Origin of the sequence: Shewanella sp. SG44-2 (assembly GCF_014164215.1) — a bacterium.
GTDB lineage: Bacteria > Pseudomonadota > Gammaproteobacteria > Enterobacterales > Shewanellaceae > Shewanella > Shewanella frigidimarina.
Map to the genome: position 1 here is coordinate 141111 of NZ_JACJEU010000002.1, position 19313 is coordinate 160423.

Consider the following 19313-nt stretch of genomic DNA (forward strand, 5'->3'; position numbering starts at 1 on the left):
CCTCAATCGGACATAATGACACAAAATGAAAAGTCTTTATTAATGATGTGTTGTCGCGGCTTGCTGCTTAAATAGCATTAAACACAACACCATACCAAAGAGTAATGCGGCCGACGCACTAAAGCGACTAAATTCTAATCCACCATGGCTAATGGGTTTATCTAAAAAATCACCCACCACGGCACCTAAAGGTCTGGTTAAAATAAAGCTTAGCCAAAACAACAGAGTGCGAGATATTGAGCTCCAAAGATAGGCAGCTAATAACACTAATAACAGGCTACCAAAGATTAACGCACTGACATCATAACCAAGGCCTGCACTGTCTACTGTCCAGTCGCCTAGCGCTGTACCTAAGGTTTGTGACAGTAAAATCGTCACCCAATAAAAACATTCGGTTTTGGTATTGTTTATCGATTGATTAGACAGGCTACCTGCACTGACGTACCAAATTGAAAATGACATACACAACAAGCTCACTAGTAGCAATGTGCCGCCGGTATAGCCAATGCCTAAAGAGCGGTCGGCAAAGTCAGCCATCGTTGTGCCAGCCGTCGTTGTAGCGATAATGGTGGCCCAATAAATACTCGAAGAATAATGTTTACTGCGAATGTGTATTGCTACCGCTATCGCGAATAAACCGATAAAAATAACAGAGCTAACTAAATAGCCGAGGTTAAGCGACATCGATAAAGCATCTCCTGCCGTTTCACCTAAGGTGGTGGCCAGTATTTTTACCAACCAAAATATTAAGGTGACTTGTGGCACTTTAGTCAGCGCCTGCTTTTGTAGTGTGTCCATATCGATGCTCACTTTTGTTGATAGATTATTGGCTTTTTTGCTGTTTGGCGCGAACTGATAGGTATGCCACAAGTGCAATAATAATCGCTAAAAACACAATGCTGGTGCTGGTGGTACCAAACCCTAGGCCGCCTTTACGAATGGGTTGTGACAGTAAGTCGCCGATAGATGCACCCAGTGGACGAGTTAATATATAAGCCAGCCAAAAGCACAATACGGCGTTCGCCTTGAAGCGATAAAAGGCTAGGCTTATCAGCGTAATTAACCCACCAAATACGATAGCTGACATGCCATAACCTACATTCATATCTTCCGACACCCAATCGCCCACAGCAGTACCAAGTGCGAAGGTAAATAGAATGGCCAACCAATAAAATAGCTCACGTTTAAGAGTGACAATGGAGTGGATAGATAAGGTACGTTCTTTACTGAACCAGTATGCAAATGTTGCCGCTAATAATACGCTAAACACCGCTGTCGATACCGGTAGAGGCACATCGAGTTTGTCTGTGAGAATGTCGGTGACTAAGGTGCCAAAAATACTGATAAGCACCACAACACTCCAATATGCACCTGGGCGATATTGGCTTTGTTTAAGCTGTATCCATAAGGCGAAAAGTAAAAATACTCCCATGATGATGCTGGTATTAATCATGCCTACGTGGAGATGGAAGCTAAGATAATCTGCTGCGGTTTCACCTACGGTAGTTGACATCATTTTTATGACCCAAAAAATCAATGTGATTTCGGGCACTTTGTTGAGCCAACTGTATTGCGGTGCATTGCTGCTATTTGGGGTATTGCTGGTTACTGGTGTTATGACTATTGGTTTCATGTGGACTCCTGATCCAGTAGTGAAACATGCTGTAGTCATATAATGCCGAGCAATACTTAGCCCAAACATAGGGCTAAGTATTAAGTGACTTTTTTACTTATTTTGTAGAGTTAGTCCATGGTGCAATTCTGCCAATACCTTCAGCGGGATGATGCTGAAATACTACAATCGTTTTGCAGATCATTTCAGTTCATCCAACTCTATATACACTCTTGAAACCGTAGTCATTGGACTAGTGGTTTTTAGCTTTGTGCTTGCGGATGATAAAGTCGTGTTTTTAGGTGCAGTATCAGGCAAAGCTGCATGCAGTTGGGCTTCATCATTAAATAACCTTGCCGCATCAATAGGGATAACAATTTCTGCGGGTAAGCTATTGCCGACATTATCGAGGCGTACAATGTGATCGGCATCAGGTCGAGTCGTCAGGCGTTTAACAAGAAACTGCACTTTATCGTCAGGGGTATTATTAACCTTAAGGTAAGTATTGTTGTTGGTTTTTTGTGGTTCGAACTGGATATCTAATTCATTGAATATTATTATTTTATTTACGGTTAACCCTTGGTTTTTCCATTGAATTTCACCGCCGCGTTCAAAATGGCCTTTAACAATATCCACGTTTAAATGTTCAATATGGCTAGGGTGATCAGGAGATAACATCGATAGGTCAAATTGTTGCGGCACTATGGTCCAAATTGGATATCCACTAGCAGCCGATAACGTTAAGCCGTTGATTACTGCAGTGTTGATTTGAGGATCATCAAAGGTTAGCTGTAACACGACTTGAGCATTATGTGGGGTATGAAACATCGGTAAATGCGAGGCAAATAAACCATATTCACTGCCAAACAATAGCATGCCGTGAAGTCCAACTCGAACTTGAGGCGTTATAGGACTATTCGATGAGGTATCAACTTGTGTCGCGTTGGTGGTCAGTGGCAGTAGCATCAAAATGGCCAATAAACTCCGACTGAAATATTTGTAAAAGCGGCGTATGAATAATGGCGAAAACACTGTAGTGATATAGCGATTTAGTAGCATATTAGCGGCTCTTCTGTGTAGATGGCAGATGGGGCCGTCCCCGATGTGAATACCTGTCGATGAAAAGTGGTGCATGTCAGGCTGAGGTCGTCCTCAATGGGTTAATCATATCGATTAAATAAAGAATAAACCAGCTGTTATGCGGGGCGGTTCACAATTTGGATTCAATTCCAAAAGCAAGCCTATGCAGTAATTTCCTTGAAAGTCCTACCTACAATTGATTAGTTGATATTCGCTGTTATTTTCACCAAACATTAACAATAGTTCCCGTTTTGGAATTGATTCCATCGATATGATGAAGCGTCAATAATATAAAAAGGGGTGATAACCTATGAGCAATATAGATCTATTAGGGCGCCGTAAGTTTATTGCAGGTCTAGGTATTGCTGCTGGTGCAGCGATGGTAGCACCAGCAATGGCTGTGTCTGAAAAGGCGGATGGTGTTAAATGGGACAAAGAAGTTGAAATCGTCATTATTGGTTCTGGTTTTGCGGGTTTAGCTGCCGCAATCGAAGCCACCAAACATGGTGCAAAAGATGTCCATATATTTGAAAAAATGTCCTATTTTGGTGGTAACTCGGCTATTAACGGTGGGCTTTTTGCCGCACCAGGCACGCCGATGCAAAAGAAAGAAGGCGTTGAAGACTCAGTAGACAGAATGGTTAATGACCAATTATTGTCTGGTCGCGGCATTGCCGATGAAGGGTTATTACGCCATGTCGCATCTCACGCGGTTGAAGCGTTACAAATGACCTTAGATGCGGGTTCTGAATACCATCCTTACTTACAACAACTAGGCGGTCACTCGGTTGCACGTACTTACCAAACCTCAGTAAGTTGTGGTGCTGGTATCACCCAACCATTGTACAAAGAGTGTAAACGTATTGGTGTAAACACCCACAATCGTTCAAAATTTGAAGGATTTCTCGTCGGTAATAAAGGCGAAGTTGTTGGTGTTAAAATGCGTCAAAACTATCACTTTGGCGAAGACCAGCCTGGTAAAGTCCTCAATATTCGCGCCAAACGTGGTGTGATTATGGCTACCGGTGGCTTTGCGCAAAATGTTGATTTACGTATGGCTCAAGATCCTACTTTAACTGCAGACGTTGGTTGTACCAACGCACCAGGTGCAACAGGCGAGGGCATGTTCGAAATGTTCCGTTTAGGGGCTATCCCTGTGCATTTGGCTCACATTCAATCAGGTCCTTGGGCTTCACCTGATGAAGGTGGCTTTGGTTATGTGTCTAACTATTCAATTTTCAACTTACCTCATTCAATTGCCGTTAGCCGTACAACTGGTCAGCGTTTTATGAATGAAATTGCCGATCGTAAAACACGTGCTGATGCTGAATTAAGTAACCGTGATGAAAAAGGTAATCCTGTACCACCACTGTTGATTTCAAGCTTTAAAGACTCTAAAGCACATCCAAATACCGAAAAAGTGATTAAGTACAATGTCGGTTGGAAGTTTGAAAGCCTTGAAGAGTTGGCAACACACTTTGGTGTGCCTTTAGCCGGGTTAAAAGCACAAATCGCTGAATATAATGGCTATGTAAAATCTGGCGAAGATAAGCAGTTTGGCAAAGATATGACGTTGGCTAAAAATAAAATGATCGAAGCGCCATTTACTGTCGTTCGCTTGTGGCCAAAAGTGCATTACTGCCAAGGTGGTGTAAAAGTTAATACCAAAGCCGAAGTAACAGATAGCTTTACAGGTAAGTCTATTACTGGTCTTTATGCCGCTGGTGAAGTGTGTGGTGGTATTCATGGCGTTAGCCGTTTAGGTAGTTGCTCTATCCCAGAATGTATGGTGATGGGTATGACAGCTGCTAGAAGTCTCATGAACGTTTAACCAGACCAGTGAACAAGAGGAATCATTAATGAAAAACTTTAATATTATACTTGGGCTGGTACTACTTGGATTAACCAGCTTATCAGTACAGTCAGCAGAGATCCGTGACTACCATAAAGAGGTTATCGGTAAAGACTGTAAAACTTGTCATGATAATGGCATCAAGCAGTTTCCATCTGACCAATCCTGTTTGCAGTGTCATGATGTTGATGACTTAGCAAAGAAAACCGCCAGAAGTGAAGAAGACAAGTGGCAGAACCCACACAATAACCTTCACTATGGTAAAGATGTACCTTGCCAAGAGTGTCACAGCGAACATAAAACTAAACAACCATTATGCAGTAACTGTCATACATTTAAGTTTGATAAGCATAAAGGGTAAACTAATTTAAATTGATATTAGTTTTAAAAGCCGCATATTAATGTATTAATATGCGGCTTTTATATTATAGGTAATTATTTATTACTTATTTTTAATTTAGGCTTTAACTTATTAGATGTTAAGTTATTAGGTTTTTAATTATTAGAAATTTAAGGTTGAACGCCTAAGGTTTTTACAATCACTTTTTAGATGTTAATTGTATTTTTGTTGTTTATATTTGTTGTAAGTATGTTGAATGTAATTTTTTGGAATTAATTCCAAGGGTAATATCCATCCGTCTTAAATAATAAAGAAAGATGGATGATATGAAATATAATACCTTGTTAGTTATGATGTTGTTATCTAGTTCTGCTATGGCGAGTGAAATACCTAGTTTTTTAGATAAGAACGATGTTGATAATGCTGAGTTCACTTGTTTAGGAGCGGAATCTCAGTACGATAAAAATGATCAAAAATATGTCGATATTTTATGGAATGAAACACTGCAATATTTACAATCTTACGCGGTAGCATTAACCAATAGTGAAAATGGTCCATGTTTAAATTCAGACCAAGCAATGTACGATTCTACCGAAGGTGGTAAGAATATGTGCATCATGGATCGCAGAGACATGAAGCTATTAGTTAAAAACATTTATCAAGTTATTAATAATCCAGATAAAGCGAAAAAGTGTTTTGGTGCGCGCCAAGACGTCGATTGGATTTACAGCCCTGGTGGTCAATTAGCTGAAAAATCCCCCGTAGCTAAATGGCTTAAACGTGCAACATTCGATTCCTTTTTTGACACAAAAGTCACTAATAAAGACGTGCGTAAACTCGGCAAAGAGTTTACTAAAAACTTTACTAAAATGGTGACGGGCGATGAAGTGAAAATGCCCTCAGCTTTCCCAACAGATATTAGTGCCAATGTATTACCTAATTTATGGGCTGCAGCAGGTTGGTACCCAATGTATGCTGAAGAAAGTAAACGCAATGATAAAAACTTCAACAACATTCGTGGTGGTTATGCCTATGCCGAAATTTTTGGTCACTGGGGTCTATTACGCATAGACGAAATTAATGGCGAAAAGGTTGGTGCAGAAGTCGGTATGACAGTGCAATCAGTCGATACCTTATATCCCTATCATAACCATGCAATATCTGAAATTTATTACAACATGCGCGTACCTGCGTGTGCGAATGAGTTTAAGAGCTTTGCCGTGCGTGAAGATTCACCGTTAATTAACACCGTTAAAGAAGACGACAAAGTTAGACAAGTTCAGTTTGATGCAGGTCAACACAATGGGCAGACTATGTGGCTGTCGAGCAGTGCTGATATCGATCCGCTAATGTATTTCCATCAAAATACTATCCATGCCTTTGAAGTCGATGGCAGCTGCGAAGCTAAGCCAGAAGAGCGCGCTATCGTGTCTGTTTGGGCAAGAAGTAATGCCAACGACAAGCGTAATGACTATGGCACCACATTGCTTTGTGAGTCAGCTAAAAACCCCGGTACACCTGCTCATAAAGATGAAGTTATTCAATGTGACTTAACAAAAATCAAATGGTAACGGCCAAGTTATTAATTATCGAATTGGGAAATACAATAAAATGAAATTATTAAAGTTATCTTTATTATCTACTTTAGTATCGCTATGCATGGTTTCTTTTTACTCTACAGCACAAGATGTTGAAGATGGAATTAACGTATCCGGTACCTTAAGAGCTAATTATTCATATAAGCAATATAGTGATAGTTCTAAAGATAAATCAGGTGATTTAACCTTTGAGATGGCATCCGTTAAATTCAACGGTAAATTAGATAACTGGGGGTTATCATCTGAATATCGTTTTTATGATGGATGGGAAGCACTACGTTATGGTTATGCCTTTTATGATTACTCAGAACAATTGCAAATTCAATTTGGTATAAATCAAGTACCATTTGGTAACCCGGGTTTTATTTCAAATAGTTTTTGGTTTGGCGTACCGTATTATTTAGGTTTTGAAGATGATTATGATGCAGGTATTAAAACGGTTTATTCAAATAATGGTTGGGGAACTGAGTTTGCGTTTTATAAAGGCGCTGAATATGGTGCCAGTCGTAATGAACGATATTCAACAGACTTATATTCTGGCCAAGTCAACGGCACTGACTATTACAATGAAGAAACTAACCAATTAAATTTACGCCAAACCTATGCGATGGAGTATGAAGGCGGTAAAACCGTGGTGGGTGCTTCGGTCGAGGTAGGGCAGATTTATAATAGTAATACTGGCAATAATGGTGACCGATATGCCGTCGCGTTACATCTCGACAGCAGTTATAAAGGTTGGGCGCTGCAGTTACAGGCAATGCAATATGAGTACAATGCTGCTGATGCGTTAGACGATAACAAGCTTGCGGTATCGGCTTACGATTGGCAGTACGAAATTGCTTCTAAAGCGCAAGCTTATAGCATTAACATTGCTAAAACGATCACTACCAGTTGGGGCAGTGCAAAGATCTATAATGACTTCGGCGTGGTAACCCCCGATGTTGACAATGAAGGCTATGACAACAGCTATCAAAATGTCACAGGTGTTGCCCTGTCTTCCGGTCCAACGTACACCATGATTGATTTTATTATGGGTAAAAATATGTATGCCTCTACGCGTGATAATGGCCATGTTGGTTTACCTGAAATCGGCGACAGCTGGGATCATCGTATTAATATCAATTTTGGTTACTATTTCTAATCGCTGGTTTTCATCGATAGTTTTAATCGTTAGATAGTTACGTTTCACTTTTATCTCCTTTTAAATGCCAATCATTGATTGGCATTTTTTTATTTCCACTTGGAGTAATCGCTGACTTTTATAACACCTGTAACAACAAAATGGTTAATAAAGCTGCTGATAAAACCCCTCTTATGCCTTTGCGTAGCGTTAATTGATCCACGTCTACATTCGTAAAATCTCAACAGAGTACTATCACGATCTCTAAAGCAGTAATCCCTGCTATTTCATTCAAGACATTTAGGTTTTAAACAGAGTTAACATTATGATGATTTTAGAAATAATTATTGTGCTCGGGGCAATTTATATCGGCGCAAGAATGGGCAGCATCGGGATAGGTTTTGCTGGAGGTGTAGGGGTATTAATTCTTACCGTTGGATTAGGGTTAACACCAGGTGCTATTCCCATCGATGTGATGCTGATTATTATGTCGGTGATTACCGCCATCGCTACGATGCAAGAAGCGGGTGGCATGGACTATTTGGTGTCTATTGCAGAAAAATTGCTGCGTAAGCACCCTAAGCATATTACGTTTTTAGCACCTATAGTGACGTATTTTATGACTTTATTTGCAGGTACTGGTCATACAGCATTTTCGACGCTGCCTGTGATTGCTGAAGTGGCTAAAGAGCAAGGTATTCGTCCATCTCGGCCTCTATCTATCGCAGTTGTCGCCTCACAAGTTGCCATTACAGCATCACCCATTTCTGCCGCTGTGGTGTTTTTTTCGGGTATTTTAGAACCCTTTGGTGTGGATTACTTAGTGTTATTGGCTGTGTGTATTCCATCGACGTTTATTGCTTGTTTAATTGGCGCTGCAGTTGCGTCTATGCTCGGCAAGCCGCTAGCACAAGATCCTATTTATCAGCAGCGTTTAGCCAGTGGATTGGTGAAAACCCGTGGTGAAACTCAAGTGACGTTATTACCGGGCGCTAAGCGATCGGTAGCCATATTCTTAATTGCGATAGTAGCTGTGATGTCTTACGCCACCGTAATCTCTGACAAGGTCGGCTTAATTACGCACCCAGTACTGTCACGCGATGTGGCGATTATGTTGTTTATGCTATCTGCCGCTGCAGCAATAACGTGGTTTTGCCGTTTAGATGCCAGCAAGATTTCTAATGCTTCGACCTTTAAGTCAGGCATGTCGGCGTGTATTTGTGTGTTAGGTGTAGCCTGGTTGGGCGACACTTTTGTGTCTAACCATATTGACGAAATTAAAGACGTTGCTGGGACCTTACTTCAAAGTCAGCCTTGGCTGTTATCGGTAGCATTATTTTTTGCCTCAATGTTATTGTATTCACAAGGTGCGACCACTAAAGCATTAATGCCTGCTGCATTAGCAATAGGGGTGAGTCCATTAACGGCGATAGCGTCATTTGCCGCGGTTAGCGCGTTATTTGTATTACCGACTTACCCAACGTTGTTGGCTGCAGTAGAGATGGACGACACTGGCTCAACGCGGATTGGCAAGGCGGTTTTTAACCACCCATTTTTGATCCCTGGCGTAGTGACAATTGCATCGAGCGTGTTATTGGCCTTTTTGTTTGGCAGCCTAATGTTGTAAGTCACAGTAGAAACGATAGTAGATATGTAGATAGTAGAGCAGGCAGAGTGGTTGGCATGAGAACGGCTAGTCGAGTTGATAGCCCTTTTGCTCAACATTGGCTTTAATCAAATTAATCAGCTGCAACGTAGCGTAGGTTTGTGTATCTGGGTTGAGGTATAGCGATTCATTAAACATGGGCAGTATAGGTAATCCATGTTCAATCGGGTCTAGCACCTGCATTTGGTCAGTGATTCTAAATTCGGCTATTGGCGCAATCACTAAGTCATTCTCAACAGCCATGCACAAGGCTTGTGGTGATGGAGTCGACAGCAACACATTAATAGGTCGCATTGAGAGTCGATGGTTAGCAAACACTTGCGCTCTAATCGGACAATTTTCTGGGTATAATCCCATCGGAATCGTTTTGCGCTTATGAGCGTTGCCTTCGACCGCCGAAACCCATTTAAAACGACGTGTGAAGAGTAACTCGCCGTTCGTAGGCACTTGCCAATGGGTTGCGACAATGACGTCAAATTCCCCTTGGTGTAAGCGTTTGTATAAATTGCCACTTACGTCGGTGTCGATAACAAGCTCTATGCTCGTAAATTCACGGATAAATTCTAACAAGCAGCTGCTTAAGTAACATTTTATAAAATCGGTGGGTACACCAAGGCGGATCACTTCACGGTTTTGACAGTCTTTTAACTCATCAATTGCTTGCGAGTTAAGTTGCATCATTTTATAGGCGTAGTTAAGCAGCGTTTCACCAGACTCGGTCAAGGTGACGCCTTTGTTGTCTCTAATCAGCAAGGTTTGGCCGACACTTTCTTCAAGTTTTTTAACTTGTAGGCTAAGTGTTGATTGGGTTCGGCAAATTTTATCGGCTGCTTTAGACAAGTTGCCGCATTCAGCAACAGCAATAAAACTTTCAAGTAATTCTATTTTTAACATGGGCTATTGAATAAGTTCATAGTGGTATCAGTATTACTCAATAAAGGGTATCCACAAAGCCTGCTATAGTGTAAGTGTGAACTGTTAACGCTTTATTAACCCAAATAAGATGAGGCCCGAAATGAGCAGCTGGGAACAACGTGGCAACTATCTGATAGAAGTATCACAACGTTGTTTAAAGGGGCGTAAAACCTTTGATTTGTGCCGCTCGCATTTAGTCCAAGCTAGCCAGATATCCAAAGGCACAATTTACAATCACTTTACTTCAGAAGCAGACTTAATTATTGCTGTTGCCTGTGCAGATTATCGCCATTGGCTAATGCAAGCTGAACAAGACAATCAACAGTATAGCGACCCTTATTTACGGTTTATTTTTCATCATTGCCAGCGTTTGTATCGTATTTTGTCTGAGCAAGCATTTGTCATTGCCCGAGTGGTTCCTAACGAGGCCATTTTATCACAAGCTAGTGATTACTATCGTGAGCGCTTTGAGCGGGTTCTTGAGCAATATCAGCAGTGGAATGCACAAACCTTAATGGAAATTGGTGAGGTCAGTGGCTTTAACCGCAGTGAGTTACTGTGTGACTATTTACGCGGTGCGATGATCAATAGCGATGATGCGCAAAAACATTACAACGATGCAGAAATGTACTATCAACATAGTTTTGCCATGACACAACTGATGGGGCATTCACAAAAGCGGCCCCCTAACATTAAGGTCTTTTTGCAGTGGTTAGCTGAAAAACAGACAGAAAAAGCGTCAGTTGCTGGGTAACACTCATCCTTTATCTAACAAGGTTATTTAGCGTTAAAACGATGTTTTCAAGGTAAAAGGCACATATTGCTCTAGTGCCTAAAACGCTAGAATCAGGCCAGAGTAATACCAAGTTTTATCATCTAGCAGCATCGTATAATCAAGGCATTATAGGATGCTGTTTGTAAGCATGAAGCTTATGCTTTTTACTTGATAGTTATTGATAGTTATTGACCAAGTCTTGGTCATGTTCTTGAATGAAATCTTCCATAAACCAAGCACAAAAAGTGTGTCGCCCGTCGACTGTCGCTTTACCGTAAATGGATGAAGCTTGTTGTCTTACTGTTTTTTCTTTGGTTTGACGTACTTCGGCAATCTCTTTAAAGCTAAGGCCTTTTAACAATAAAAATGCCACTTGTTGTTCGCTTTTGGTAAAGCTCCATGTATGAAATTGGATCGACACGGCTTTACTGTACTCTTGTCTCGCAGATCGCATATGGCTCGAGAGGTTGTCGATTTTTTTATCTGCATTGATGAGTTGTTTCGCTAACTGTTTCATTTCTCGTGAGCGACGAACTAAATCATAACTCAAATAAATTGTTCCAATTGCAGTTAACAAAATCAGCATAATTTCTAGCAATATATGCAATTCTGGCGCGCCAAATTGGGCGTCAGCGATGGTGTCAAAAAGTTTAAACAATATGTTTAATCCTAGCAAAGAGATAATGACAACATCCTTCATGACAACTCCTAAATAAATGTAATATCAATCAATTAATTTATAGGACATATGTACCATAGAACCTTTTATGATACATATATCCAAAGATTTTCAAGCTGTTAACACCGACAATAAAGAAATACTGTATTACTCAAAGAAACGTCTTATGTTTAAAAATTCGTCTGGTATCAATATAGGTTTGTTGGCAGTGTTTATCTGTAGCATTGGCCTTAGCCATGCCGCTGACAATACTGAGCTGGGACAGCTACTCAACATGAGCCAAGTTCGATTAAATAATCCTACCCAAACGAGTAATAGCCATTCAGTAATGACCGTAAGCAATGAAGCAAATTTAACTAGCTCTACTTGGCTTAACGGTTTACCTAATATCAGTTTAAAGCACCTCGGTAGCACCGATAATAGTAACATTCATGAGCAAGAACTTTCACTTAATTTGCCCATAAAATCCCCGAGTTTATATGCCAGTGATAAACAGCTAAAGCAGCTCACGCAAGCCATAGTGGCTCAACAACGGGCCTTACAAGGTTTGTATCTCTCGGGCTTACTCAGACAAAGCTTGTGGGACCAACGCTTAGCCTCGGTAAAATTTTCCCAGCTTTTACGTAAAGCAACATTACTTAATAAATTGTACGCCCAGCAAAAAAAATTAGCGGAGGTGGGAGAGCTGCCTATTGCTAATTCTTTATTGCTGGAGCGAGAGTTAGTCGACATTGATCTTGAAAAAATAATCATTAAACAGTCGAAAAATGAAGCGATGACCTTATTTACTCAACTTACTGGCCAAAGAGATGTGCCGCAGAAAATTGCCGAAACAGCCCGCTCTCTAGTGGGCTCTTCTCAAATAGAAAATGATCTGAGTCAACATCCATTATGGCAATTACAGGTACTGCAACAGCAACAACAAATGCTGATCATTAACAGCCAACAAGCTGGCGAACAAGACCCATGGACGGTGTCATTAACCGCTAAAAACACCTCAGATGGGCCTGTTGATGATCAACAATTGGGTGTCGGTATCACAGTGCCTATCACGTTTGGATCAGCGTTATCACAAAGCGAATTATCTGGATGGCAACAATCTCAAGCCGAACAAATGATTAATCGCGATCGCACTTATTTAGAATTAACCAACCAGATTGAGGTATTGCGTCAGCAGCAACAAAATTTGCTCGACCAACAAGCATTACTCACCCGCGCACTATCGCTTAGTCGCACCATTACCGAAGAACTTGCCAAAGTAAAAGATCAAAGCCAAGTCAGTTATGAGGTGTGGCTGCGCCGATATATGGACGCCCTCGATACTGAGTCTCGTCTGGCCATTAATATGGTCATGCAACAGCAACTTCATTCCCAGCGACTTCAAGCTTTAGGTATCCCATTATGATGGTCAAATACGGCGTAGGCCTTAGTTATTTAATTGCCAGTATTTTCAGCCTAGCTCAGGCCGAATCTATTGATATCAAGTCATTAGGTAATATTCAGCTTAGCTATGCGCAGCCGCAAAAAGTAGCCAGCTACGAAGGCAGTGCATTACCGGCACACATTAGCATGCTACCCGGTAGTGAATATTGGGTCAGCACGCCGGAAAATATCCAGCAAGTCAGTTTTTTGGTTACTCAAGGGCAAATGGTCAGCAAAGGCCAGGCGATTGTTAGGTTAACGGGTCCTGAAGTGTTTCATTACCTCGCCCAAGTCGAGGCTGCGAGCAATTTGTATCAACTGGCCAACACTCGTTATGAACGTAATAAATCCTTATTCAAAAATGGCAGCATTAGTGCTGATAAGTGGCGCGAGATAAGCCAAGACTATTTTGCCAGTTATCTAGAATACGAGCATATGCATCATTTCATGGAGATTGTGCTAAGTACCGATGCTGCAACCGACTCCTTTATTGTCAGTACCCCAATGGCAGGCATGGTGAAATTCAACTTACTTAGTGGCCCATATATGGCGGGATCGCAGCTTTTTTCATTGGTGCCCAGCGACAGTGTGCGTGTCAAAGTTAATGTGCCGATGAGTCAGTCTTTATCACTTTCTGCTGTGAACACTAACCAATGTCATATCGCCATCGATTCCATTTCGGCAATCGCAGATGGCGCATTTGTTACTGCATGGTCATTGCCTGTGCCAAAGGAGTGTAACTTACTCTTAGGTCAGCAACTTACCGTCATTCCTGAGTATCAAAAATCTGTGTATATGTTGCCAAAAAATAGTGTGTTTAGTTGGGACCAAGACAGCCAAATATTGACCAAAACAGGCGAGACATTGACGTCCCTCACGATTGATATTTTAGGTTCTACACCAGAGCAATACATTGTTGCCAGTGACCAAGACCTCAGTAAAATTGAGGTGTTAGCGGAATCGGTTGCGGCAGTTAAAGGGATATTACTTGGCTTAGGAGGCGAATAATATGCTGACATCGGTGATCCGATTTTCGCTTACTCAGCGTTTATTTGTGTTAATTGTGGCGCTGTTTCTAATGTTAGCCGGTGTTCGTTCTTGGTATTCCATTCCATTAGATGCCTTTCCTGATATTTCGCCAACACAAGTGAAAATCATCTTAAAAGCGCCGGGGATGACACCTGAAGAAATCGAAGCGCAGATTACGGTGCCGATTGAAACTGAGCTGTTAGGCATTCCCAATCAAGCGATTCTGCGCTCTACCACTAAATATGCCATCAGCGACATCACCCTAGACTTTGTTGAGGGTACCGACATCTATTGGGCTCGTCAGCAAGTTAGCGAGCGCATTTCTGCTGTGTGGGGGAGTTTTCCTGAAGGGGTTACTGGTGGTGTAGCGCCGATGAGTACACCGCTGAGTGAAATATTTATGTTCACTTTGGAAAACCCTAATCTGTCATTGATGGAAAGGCGACAGTTATTAGAGTGGGAAATTCGTCCTCTATTACGCACCGTTGTGGGCGTGGCAGATGTCAATATTTTAGGCGGTTATGCCAAAAGCTTTAGCATCAATCCAAATCCTGCAGCTATGTCTGCGGCGGGCATTAGTTTTGCGGCTTTGCAACAGGCTATTGTCGAGAATAATCATAATGAGGGTGCAGGTAAACTGACCATTGGTACTGACACTATTATCGTCCGCGCCGAAGGCCGTATTGACGACATTGATGAGTTACGACAGTTAGTGATAAAGGCTGATGATGCCAAGGTTTATCGTTTGAATGATTTGGCTGATATTCAGATTGGTCACTTAGCCCGTTATGGTGCCGTGACTAAAGATGGTCACGAAACGGCAGAAGGATTAATCATCGCGTTAAAAGATGCCAATACGGATCAGGTGGTTAAAAATATTAAACAAAAGATTGAACAAATTAGCCTGACTTTGCCAAAGGGCAGCCAAATCAATACCTTTTACGATCGGGCGAATTTGATTAATACTGCAATCGGGACCATTTCTAATGCACTATTTGAAGCGGTGGTATTAGTGATCGTGCTACTGGCATTGTTTTTAGGCAATGTGCGTGCTGCGTTAGTGGTTTCTCTTTCTTTGCCTCTCGCTGCCTTGATGACCTTTTTAATGATGGATTTTTTCAATTTATCTGCGAACTTGATGAGTTTAGGCGGCTTAGTTATCGCCATCGGTATGTTAGTGGACTCCTCGGTGGTAGTGGTCGAAAACATGGTTAACCTCATCGCGACTAAACAACGACTGCCACGACTTCATCTCATTTTTCGTGCCACGAAAGATGTCGCCATTCCCGTCGTATCAGGTACAGCTATTGTGATGATCGTATTTTCGCCATTGCTGACCTTAACTGGGCTCGAAGGTAAGCTTTTCACTCCCGTGGCGGTCACTATTGTATTTGCGATGCTGTCCGCTCTGGTGTTATCACTGACTGTTATTCCTGTAATGGCGTCTTATTTAGTCAATGAAAAGGCGGCCAAAGAACCAAAAGCAATCGAAAAGCTCAAGCGGGTATACCTTAGCAGCCTTAAAGCAATATTTGTTTATCAAAAACACTTTATTGTTATCGCGTTAAGCTTGTTGATTGTTAGTTTTGGGCTGTTTAGTTTTGTTGGTAAAACCTTCATGCCGACGTTAGATGAAGGAGACATTATTTTACAGTTAGAGAAGTCACCGTCGATTTCTCTGAATGCATCGATTGCCATTGATAAGCAAATTGAACAAACTCTGTTGGCACAAGTACCTGAAATAAAACAAATCGTGGCGCGTACTGGCGCCGATGAAATTGGCTTAGACCCAATGGGGCTAAACGAAACCGATGTTTTTTTGGAGCTTATCCCTCGTAGCGAGTGGCGTTTTGCCAATAAACAACAACTGATAGAAGCGATTAGAGCCGTACTCGTGGACTATCCAGGGGTTAACTTTAACTTTACTCAACCCATTCAAATGAGAGTATCCGAAATGCTGACAGGCAGCATTGGTGATGTCGCGATAAAAGTCTTTGGTAACGATATTGAGACGTTAGGCAACTTGACCAGTCAAATTCAGCAGCTTGTGAATACCACTCAAGGGAGTGTCGACGTGAAAATGTCGATGATTGAAGGTAGCTCCTTTATTAACCTCACCCTAGATAATGAAATAGCACGAGGCTTTGGTATGAGTACCATGGAGTTTGCCCGTTATCTCAAGAGCCAACTCGAAGGCGTGATAGTGACCGAAGTGTTACAAGGCAAAAAACGTACCCCAGTGCTGATTGCCAGTAACCCAAGCAGCTTAAGCAGTATTAATGAGCTGCAAAACCAATTGTTAGTGATGCCTGATCATAGCCTTAAACGGGTTACTGATGTGGCCAAGCTAAGTTACAAAAAAGGTCCCATTCTTATTGAGCGTGAACAAGGCAATCGTTTCTCTGTTATTACGACCAATGTTAATGGCCGTGACATTGTTGGATTTGTTGAAGAACTGAATGCAAAAATTACTAATGAGGTTCAATTACCCAGTGGTTATAGCGTCAATTTTGGTGGTGAGTTTGAAAATCAACAACGTGCGACTAACAATCTGCTGCTGGTTATTCCTATCGCCATAGCGCTGATCACGTTGATTTTATTTACTACGTTTGGCTCACTCGCCAAAGCTGGGTTGATCCTCGCCAACGTGCCTTTTGCCATGATGGGCGGTATCGTCAGTTTATATCTGTCGGGTGAGTATTTATCCGTACCTGCATCAGTAGGTTTCATCGCTCTGCTAGGTGTTGCCGTGCTTAACGGTGTCGTGATGGTGAGCTATTACGAGCAAACTAAGCATATGTTCAGTAGCCTTTTGGAAAGAATTGAACAAGGTGCCGTACGTCGTTTACGACCTATTTTAATGACGGCCACCACGGCGATGTTTGGCCTTATGCCACTGGTGTTTGCCACAGGCCCTGGCGCTGAAATTCAAAAACCGTTAGCCATAGTGGTTATCGGTGGTTTACTTACCTCAACGATTACCACGCTTTACTTGCTGCCAATTTTGTATTTCTGGCTGGAGAAACGTAAATGAGCACAGAGCAACTCTTAGTGTTGATTGCCCAAAATGATGTTAAGGATGACATCGTTGATACCTTGATTGAACTGGATTTTTTGTCAGGCTTTAGCCTCGGTGATATCTGTGGATTTAGTCGCGAACACAGTCATTTCAATATCAAGGAGCAAGTAGAGGGCTATAGGGAATTTTACAAGTTTGAAATTATGCACCCTCAAGCTCAGCAGACGGCACTTCTTGAAGCGCTCGCGTTAGTCTGCAAGCATAATCCTTGTCGCTACTGGATTATGCCTATCGATCAAACCGGCACCCTATGTTAACGATTATATGTTAAGTACGATATATTAAACGATAGGCTAAGTTCGATGGTTAGGGACGATATGTTAACTAGGCTATAGGGCTAAGCTTTGCAACCATAATAGATTTTACACCACGACTTGATTAAACAGGTTTTGCACAATAAACAGACCGATGAAACACGAGATAGCCGACATAATGGGTGTTACAACCCAACCCATTAAAATTTTAAGTAATACCCCCAATTGCACCGGTAAACGTTTTAATATGGCAATGCCAATGACCGCCCCAATAAGGGCTTGCGAACTTGAAACTGGAACAAGTGGAATAGAAGGTAAGCCTATATTGGTAAACGCATCTGAAAGTGATTGCGAGGAAAAGATGAACAGCACAGTTGAGTGAGCCATAACAACAACCCAAGCGCTGATTGGGGTCATGGTGATTAAATTATCTCCCACAGTGAGCATGACTTTTTTAGAGTAGGTGAATACACCAACACTAATCGCAATCGCCCCAATAAAAAATAATTGCATTGAAGCGCTAAATTCTACCCCTGCAATATGCAGTGGATCTAGCGGCGTACTCGGAACGAACACCCCCATCACATTCGCAATATTATTTGCGCCTAAACTGTATGAACCAAACGCCCCCGCAAAAATTAATCCAATGCGAGTCCAATTATCTAGTTGAAATAGTCCTGGCCTGAGTGTGTGCAGCAAAAATGTGACACACTTATACAAGATAATCGCCACCACTGCGGCAAGAATAGGGCACAGAACCCAAGTGGTTAAAATTTTTGTAAGTACGCTTGAGTCTGTTGCCATGTCGCTAAATAAATTCCAACCAATAATGGCGCCAACAATGGCTTGGCTAGTTGATACCGGCAATCCGGATTTTGTCATAAAATACACAGTTGTTGCAGCGGACAGTGCGACAGTAAATGCACCACCCATGGCCGATACTTTGCCTAATGCGCCCAACGTATGAGATGCCCCCGCGCCACTAATGACCGAGCCTAAAATAAGCATAATGGAACAAATAATCGCCGCAGTTGAAAATTTGAGCATTTTGGCCCCAACCGCAGTGCCAAAAACATTGGCAGCATCATTAGCGCCTAATGACCAACCAAGAAACAAGCCACTTGAAAGAAAAATCCAAATTGCAATATCCATGCATCCGTTCCTTATTGCGCACGTTTCAGAGTGAAGATTGCAATACGATCACAGATGTCTTCAGATAAATTGGCAACTTCGTCAATACGGTCAATAAAATATCGTAGCTGAACTTTATTGATGAGGTCTAAGTCAGTGTCAAATAGGTTTATTTTTGTTTTGGTACAGAGCCGGTCGGCTTCGCTTTCAAAAGCGATAACCTTTGTGTGGTATTCCTGTACCCGTTGTAAATCGGTAAAAAAACTGCGAGCGCATAACACGGTGTGATCGATGGTTTCACCTACCGCCTTCAATAACCTGAACAGATCCTCTTCAATTTCTGGCGGAATAATCGGTTGCTCAATTTTTAGGTGTAACCCTATGATGTCTTGCTTATTGATAAGCCGATCGGCAAGGTTTATTAATGAAGCCACATCAGAGCGTAAGTCTGGGATCAGGGTTTTAAGATAGAGAATCTGCTCGATTTCTCTTTTCAATAAATCAGCTTGATGCTCAATTGACTGCAGTTCATTTAGCGTATGCTCAAATTCAGGGCTTCTAGGGCCATATGCGAAGTAACTTTTCCACATTTGCACTGATTTATGATGTGACAATGTGACTTGGTCAAAAAATAAATAGACCTTAGTTTCAGTCGAGCGACTTTGCGAGAGAAGTGTGGTGATTCGAGAAAAACCAAACATTGGCATCTCCTTAACAGTATGGGAAGGAAGCCGAAACGTAGGTCAAATGAACGGATTCGT

The 19313-nt window shown here is 41.7% G+C and carries 17 protein-coding genes; 10 read left to right on the forward strand and 7 right to left on the reverse strand.

Features of this window, described 5'->3' with window-relative positions:
* Positions 1–39: 39 nt before the first annotated feature.
* From H5181_RS02140 to H5181_RS02150, 3 genes are all read right to left on the reverse strand, one after another.
* The gene (locus H5181_RS02140) at positions 40–798 is read right to left on the reverse strand and encodes a hypothetical protein (protein ID WP_123778148.1); all 759 of its coding nucleotides are present in this window, start codon (positions 796–798) and stop codon (positions 40–42) included.
* Positions 799–823: 25 nt separating this feature from the next.
* Positions 824–1633 (reverse strand): hypothetical protein, encoded by an 810-nt coding sequence (locus H5181_RS02145; protein WP_182750087.1) that lies wholly within the window; start codon positions 1631–1633, stop codon positions 824–826.
* Between the two features lie 180 nt (positions 1634–1813).
* Positions 1814–2671, reverse strand: a complete 858-nt coding sequence (locus tag H5181_RS02150) for a hypothetical protein (RefSeq protein WP_182750088.1) — start codon at positions 2669–2671, stop codon at positions 1814–1816.
* Between the two features lie 331 nt (positions 2672–3002).
* Between H5181_RS02150 and H5181_RS02155 the strand changes: the two genes are divergently transcribed.
* The 5 genes from H5181_RS02155 (at position 3003) to H5181_RS02175 (ending at position 9229) form a co-directional block, all read left to right on the forward strand.
* Positions 3003–4523, forward strand: a complete 1521-nt coding sequence (locus tag H5181_RS02155; protein ID WP_011639306.1) for a flavocytochrome c — start codon at positions 3003–3005, stop codon at positions 4521–4523.
* A 28-nt stretch (positions 4524–4551) separates the two neighbouring features.
* Positions 4552–4905, forward strand: a complete 354-nt coding sequence (locus H5181_RS02160) for a cytochrome c3 family protein (protein WP_011639305.1) — start codon at positions 4552–4554, stop codon at positions 4903–4905.
* Positions 4906–5210: 305 nt separating this feature from the next.
* On the forward strand, positions 5211–6455 hold the full coding sequence (locus H5181_RS02165; protein ID WP_041413254.1) for a hypothetical protein: 1245 nt from the start codon (positions 5211–5213) through the stop codon (positions 6453–6455).
* A gap of 40 nt (positions 6456–6495) precedes the next feature.
* The gene (locus H5181_RS02170) at positions 6496–7623 is read left to right on the forward strand and encodes a hypothetical protein (RefSeq protein WP_011639303.1); all 1128 of its coding nucleotides are present in this window, start codon (positions 6496–6498) and stop codon (positions 7621–7623) included.
* A gap of 304 nt (positions 7624–7927) precedes the next feature.
* Positions 7928–9229 carry an anaerobic C4-dicarboxylate transporter gene (locus H5181_RS02175; protein ID WP_123778144.1) on the forward strand — a complete coding sequence of 434 codons (1302 nt, stop codon included), beginning with the start codon at positions 7928–7930 and terminating at the stop codon, positions 9227–9229.
* Between the two features lie 66 nt (positions 9230–9295).
* On the opposite strand, the gene H5181_RS02180 is transcribed toward H5181_RS02175, so the two are convergent.
* Positions 9296–10162 (reverse strand): LysR family transcriptional regulator, encoded by an 867-nt coding sequence (locus tag H5181_RS02180; RefSeq protein WP_123778143.1) that lies wholly within the window; start codon positions 10160–10162, stop codon positions 9296–9298.
* 121 nt (positions 10163–10283) lie between these two features.
* Between H5181_RS02180 and H5181_RS02185 the strand changes: the two genes are divergently transcribed.
* The gene (locus H5181_RS02185) at positions 10284–10937 is read left to right on the forward strand and encodes a TetR/AcrR family transcriptional regulator (protein ID WP_182750089.1); all 654 of its coding nucleotides are present in this window, start codon (positions 10284–10286) and stop codon (positions 10935–10937) included.
* A 196-nt stretch (positions 10938–11133) separates the two neighbouring features.
* On the opposite strand, the gene H5181_RS02190 is transcribed toward H5181_RS02185, so the two are convergent.
* Positions 11134–11658, reverse strand: coding sequence for a LuxR C-terminal-related transcriptional regulator (locus H5181_RS02190; protein WP_123778141.1), 525 nt, complete (start codon positions 11656–11658; stop codon positions 11134–11136).
* Positions 11659–11803: 145 nt separating this feature from the next.
* Between H5181_RS02190 and H5181_RS02195 the strand changes: the two genes are divergently transcribed.
* The 4 genes from H5181_RS02195 to H5181_RS02210 are packed head-to-tail and all read left to right on the forward strand — an operon-like array spanning position 11804 to position 17424.
* A complete protein-coding gene (locus H5181_RS02195) occupies positions 11804–13042 on the forward strand; it encodes a metal transporter (RefSeq protein ID WP_182750090.1) in 1239 nt (412 codons plus the stop codon).
* The gene (locus H5181_RS02200) at positions 13039–14067 is read left to right on the forward strand and encodes a membrane fusion-like protein (RefSeq protein WP_182750091.1); all 1029 of its coding nucleotides are present in this window, start codon (positions 13039–13041) and stop codon (positions 14065–14067) included. The genes H5181_RS02195 and H5181_RS02200 overlap by 4 nt, the downstream gene beginning before the upstream one ends.
* Before the next feature lies 1 nt (position 14068).
* Positions 14069–17122 carry an efflux RND transporter permease subunit gene (locus H5181_RS02205; protein ID WP_011639296.1) on the forward strand — a complete coding sequence of 1018 codons (3054 nt, stop codon included), beginning with the start codon at positions 14069–14071 and terminating at the stop codon, positions 17120–17122.
* Entirely contained in the window at positions 17119–17424 is a 306-nt protein-coding gene (locus H5181_RS02210) for a DUF3240 family protein (RefSeq protein ID WP_011639295.1), read from the forward strand. The genes H5181_RS02205 and H5181_RS02210 overlap by 4 nt, the downstream gene beginning before the upstream one ends.
* A 105-nt stretch (positions 17425–17529) precedes the next feature.
* On the opposite strand, the gene H5181_RS02215 is transcribed toward H5181_RS02210, so the two are convergent.
* Positions 17530–18573 carry an inorganic phosphate transporter gene (locus H5181_RS02215; RefSeq protein ID WP_011639294.1) on the reverse strand — a complete coding sequence of 348 codons (1044 nt, stop codon included), beginning with the start codon at positions 18571–18573 and terminating at the stop codon, positions 17530–17532.
* Positions 18574–18584: 11 nt separating this feature from the next.
* The gene (locus tag H5181_RS02220) at positions 18585–19253 is read right to left on the reverse strand and encodes a DUF47 domain-containing protein (RefSeq protein ID WP_011639293.1); all 669 of its coding nucleotides are present in this window, start codon (positions 19251–19253) and stop codon (positions 18585–18587) included.
* Positions 19254–19313: the final 60 nt, after the last annotated feature.

What these genes read in the sequence shown, in the direction of transcription:
- H5181_RS02155 (WP_011639306.1), top strand. Translation starts at nt 3,003, where the DNA reads ATGAGCAATATAGATCTATTAGGGCGCCGTAAGTTTATTGCAGGTCTA.
- H5181_RS02205 (WP_011639296.1), top strand. Translation starts at nt 14,069, where the DNA reads ATGCTGACATCGGTGATCCGATTTTCGCTTACTCAGCGTTTATTTGTG.
- H5181_RS02220 (WP_011639293.1), bottom strand. Translation starts at nt 19,253, where the DNA reads ATGTTTGGTTTTTCTCGAATCACCACACTTCTCTCGCAAAGTCGCTCG.
- H5181_RS02190 (WP_123778141.1), bottom strand. Translation starts at nt 11,658, where the DNA reads ATGAAGGATGTTGTCATTATCTCTTTGCTAGGATTAAACATATTGTTT.
- H5181_RS02140 (WP_123778148.1), bottom strand. Translation starts at nt 798, where the DNA reads ATGGACACACTACAAAAGCAGGCGCTGACTAAAGTGCCACAAGTCACC.
- H5181_RS02160 (WP_011639305.1), top strand. Translation starts at nt 4,552, where the DNA reads ATGAAAAACTTTAATATTATACTTGGGCTGGTACTACTTGGATTAACC.
- H5181_RS02185 (WP_182750089.1), top strand. Translation starts at nt 10,284, where the DNA reads ATGAGCAGCTGGGAACAACGTGGCAACTATCTGATAGAAGTATCACAA.
- H5181_RS02195 (WP_182750090.1), top strand. Translation starts at nt 11,804, where the DNA reads ATGTTTAAAAATTCGTCTGGTATCAATATAGGTTTGTTGGCAGTGTTT.
- H5181_RS02165 (WP_041413254.1), top strand. Translation starts at nt 5,211, where the DNA reads ATGAAATATAATACCTTGTTAGTTATGATGTTGTTATCTAGTTCTGCT.
- H5181_RS02145 (WP_182750087.1), bottom strand. Translation starts at nt 1,633, where the DNA reads ATGAAACCAATAGTCATAACACCAGTAACCAGCAATACCCCAAATAGC.
- H5181_RS02180 (WP_123778143.1), bottom strand. Translation starts at nt 10,162, where the DNA reads ATGTTAAAAATAGAATTACTTGAAAGTTTTATTGCTGTTGCTGAATGC.
- H5181_RS02170 (WP_011639303.1), top strand. Translation starts at nt 6,496, where the DNA reads ATGAAATTATTAAAGTTATCTTTATTATCTACTTTAGTATCGCTATGC.
- H5181_RS02200 (WP_182750091.1), top strand. Translation starts at nt 13,039, where the DNA reads ATGATGGTCAAATACGGCGTAGGCCTTAGTTATTTAATTGCCAGTATT.
- H5181_RS02150 (WP_182750088.1), bottom strand. Translation starts at nt 2,671, where the DNA reads ATGCTACTAAATCGCTATATCACTACAGTGTTTTCGCCATTATTCATA.
- H5181_RS02175 (WP_123778144.1), top strand. Translation starts at nt 7,928, where the DNA reads ATGATGATTTTAGAAATAATTATTGTGCTCGGGGCAATTTATATCGGC.
- H5181_RS02215 (WP_011639294.1), bottom strand. Translation starts at nt 18,573, where the DNA reads ATGGATATTGCAATTTGGATTTTTCTTTCAAGTGGCTTGTTTCTTGGT.
- H5181_RS02210 (WP_011639295.1), top strand. Translation starts at nt 17,119, where the DNA reads ATGAGCACAGAGCAACTCTTAGTGTTGATTGCCCAAAATGATGTTAAG.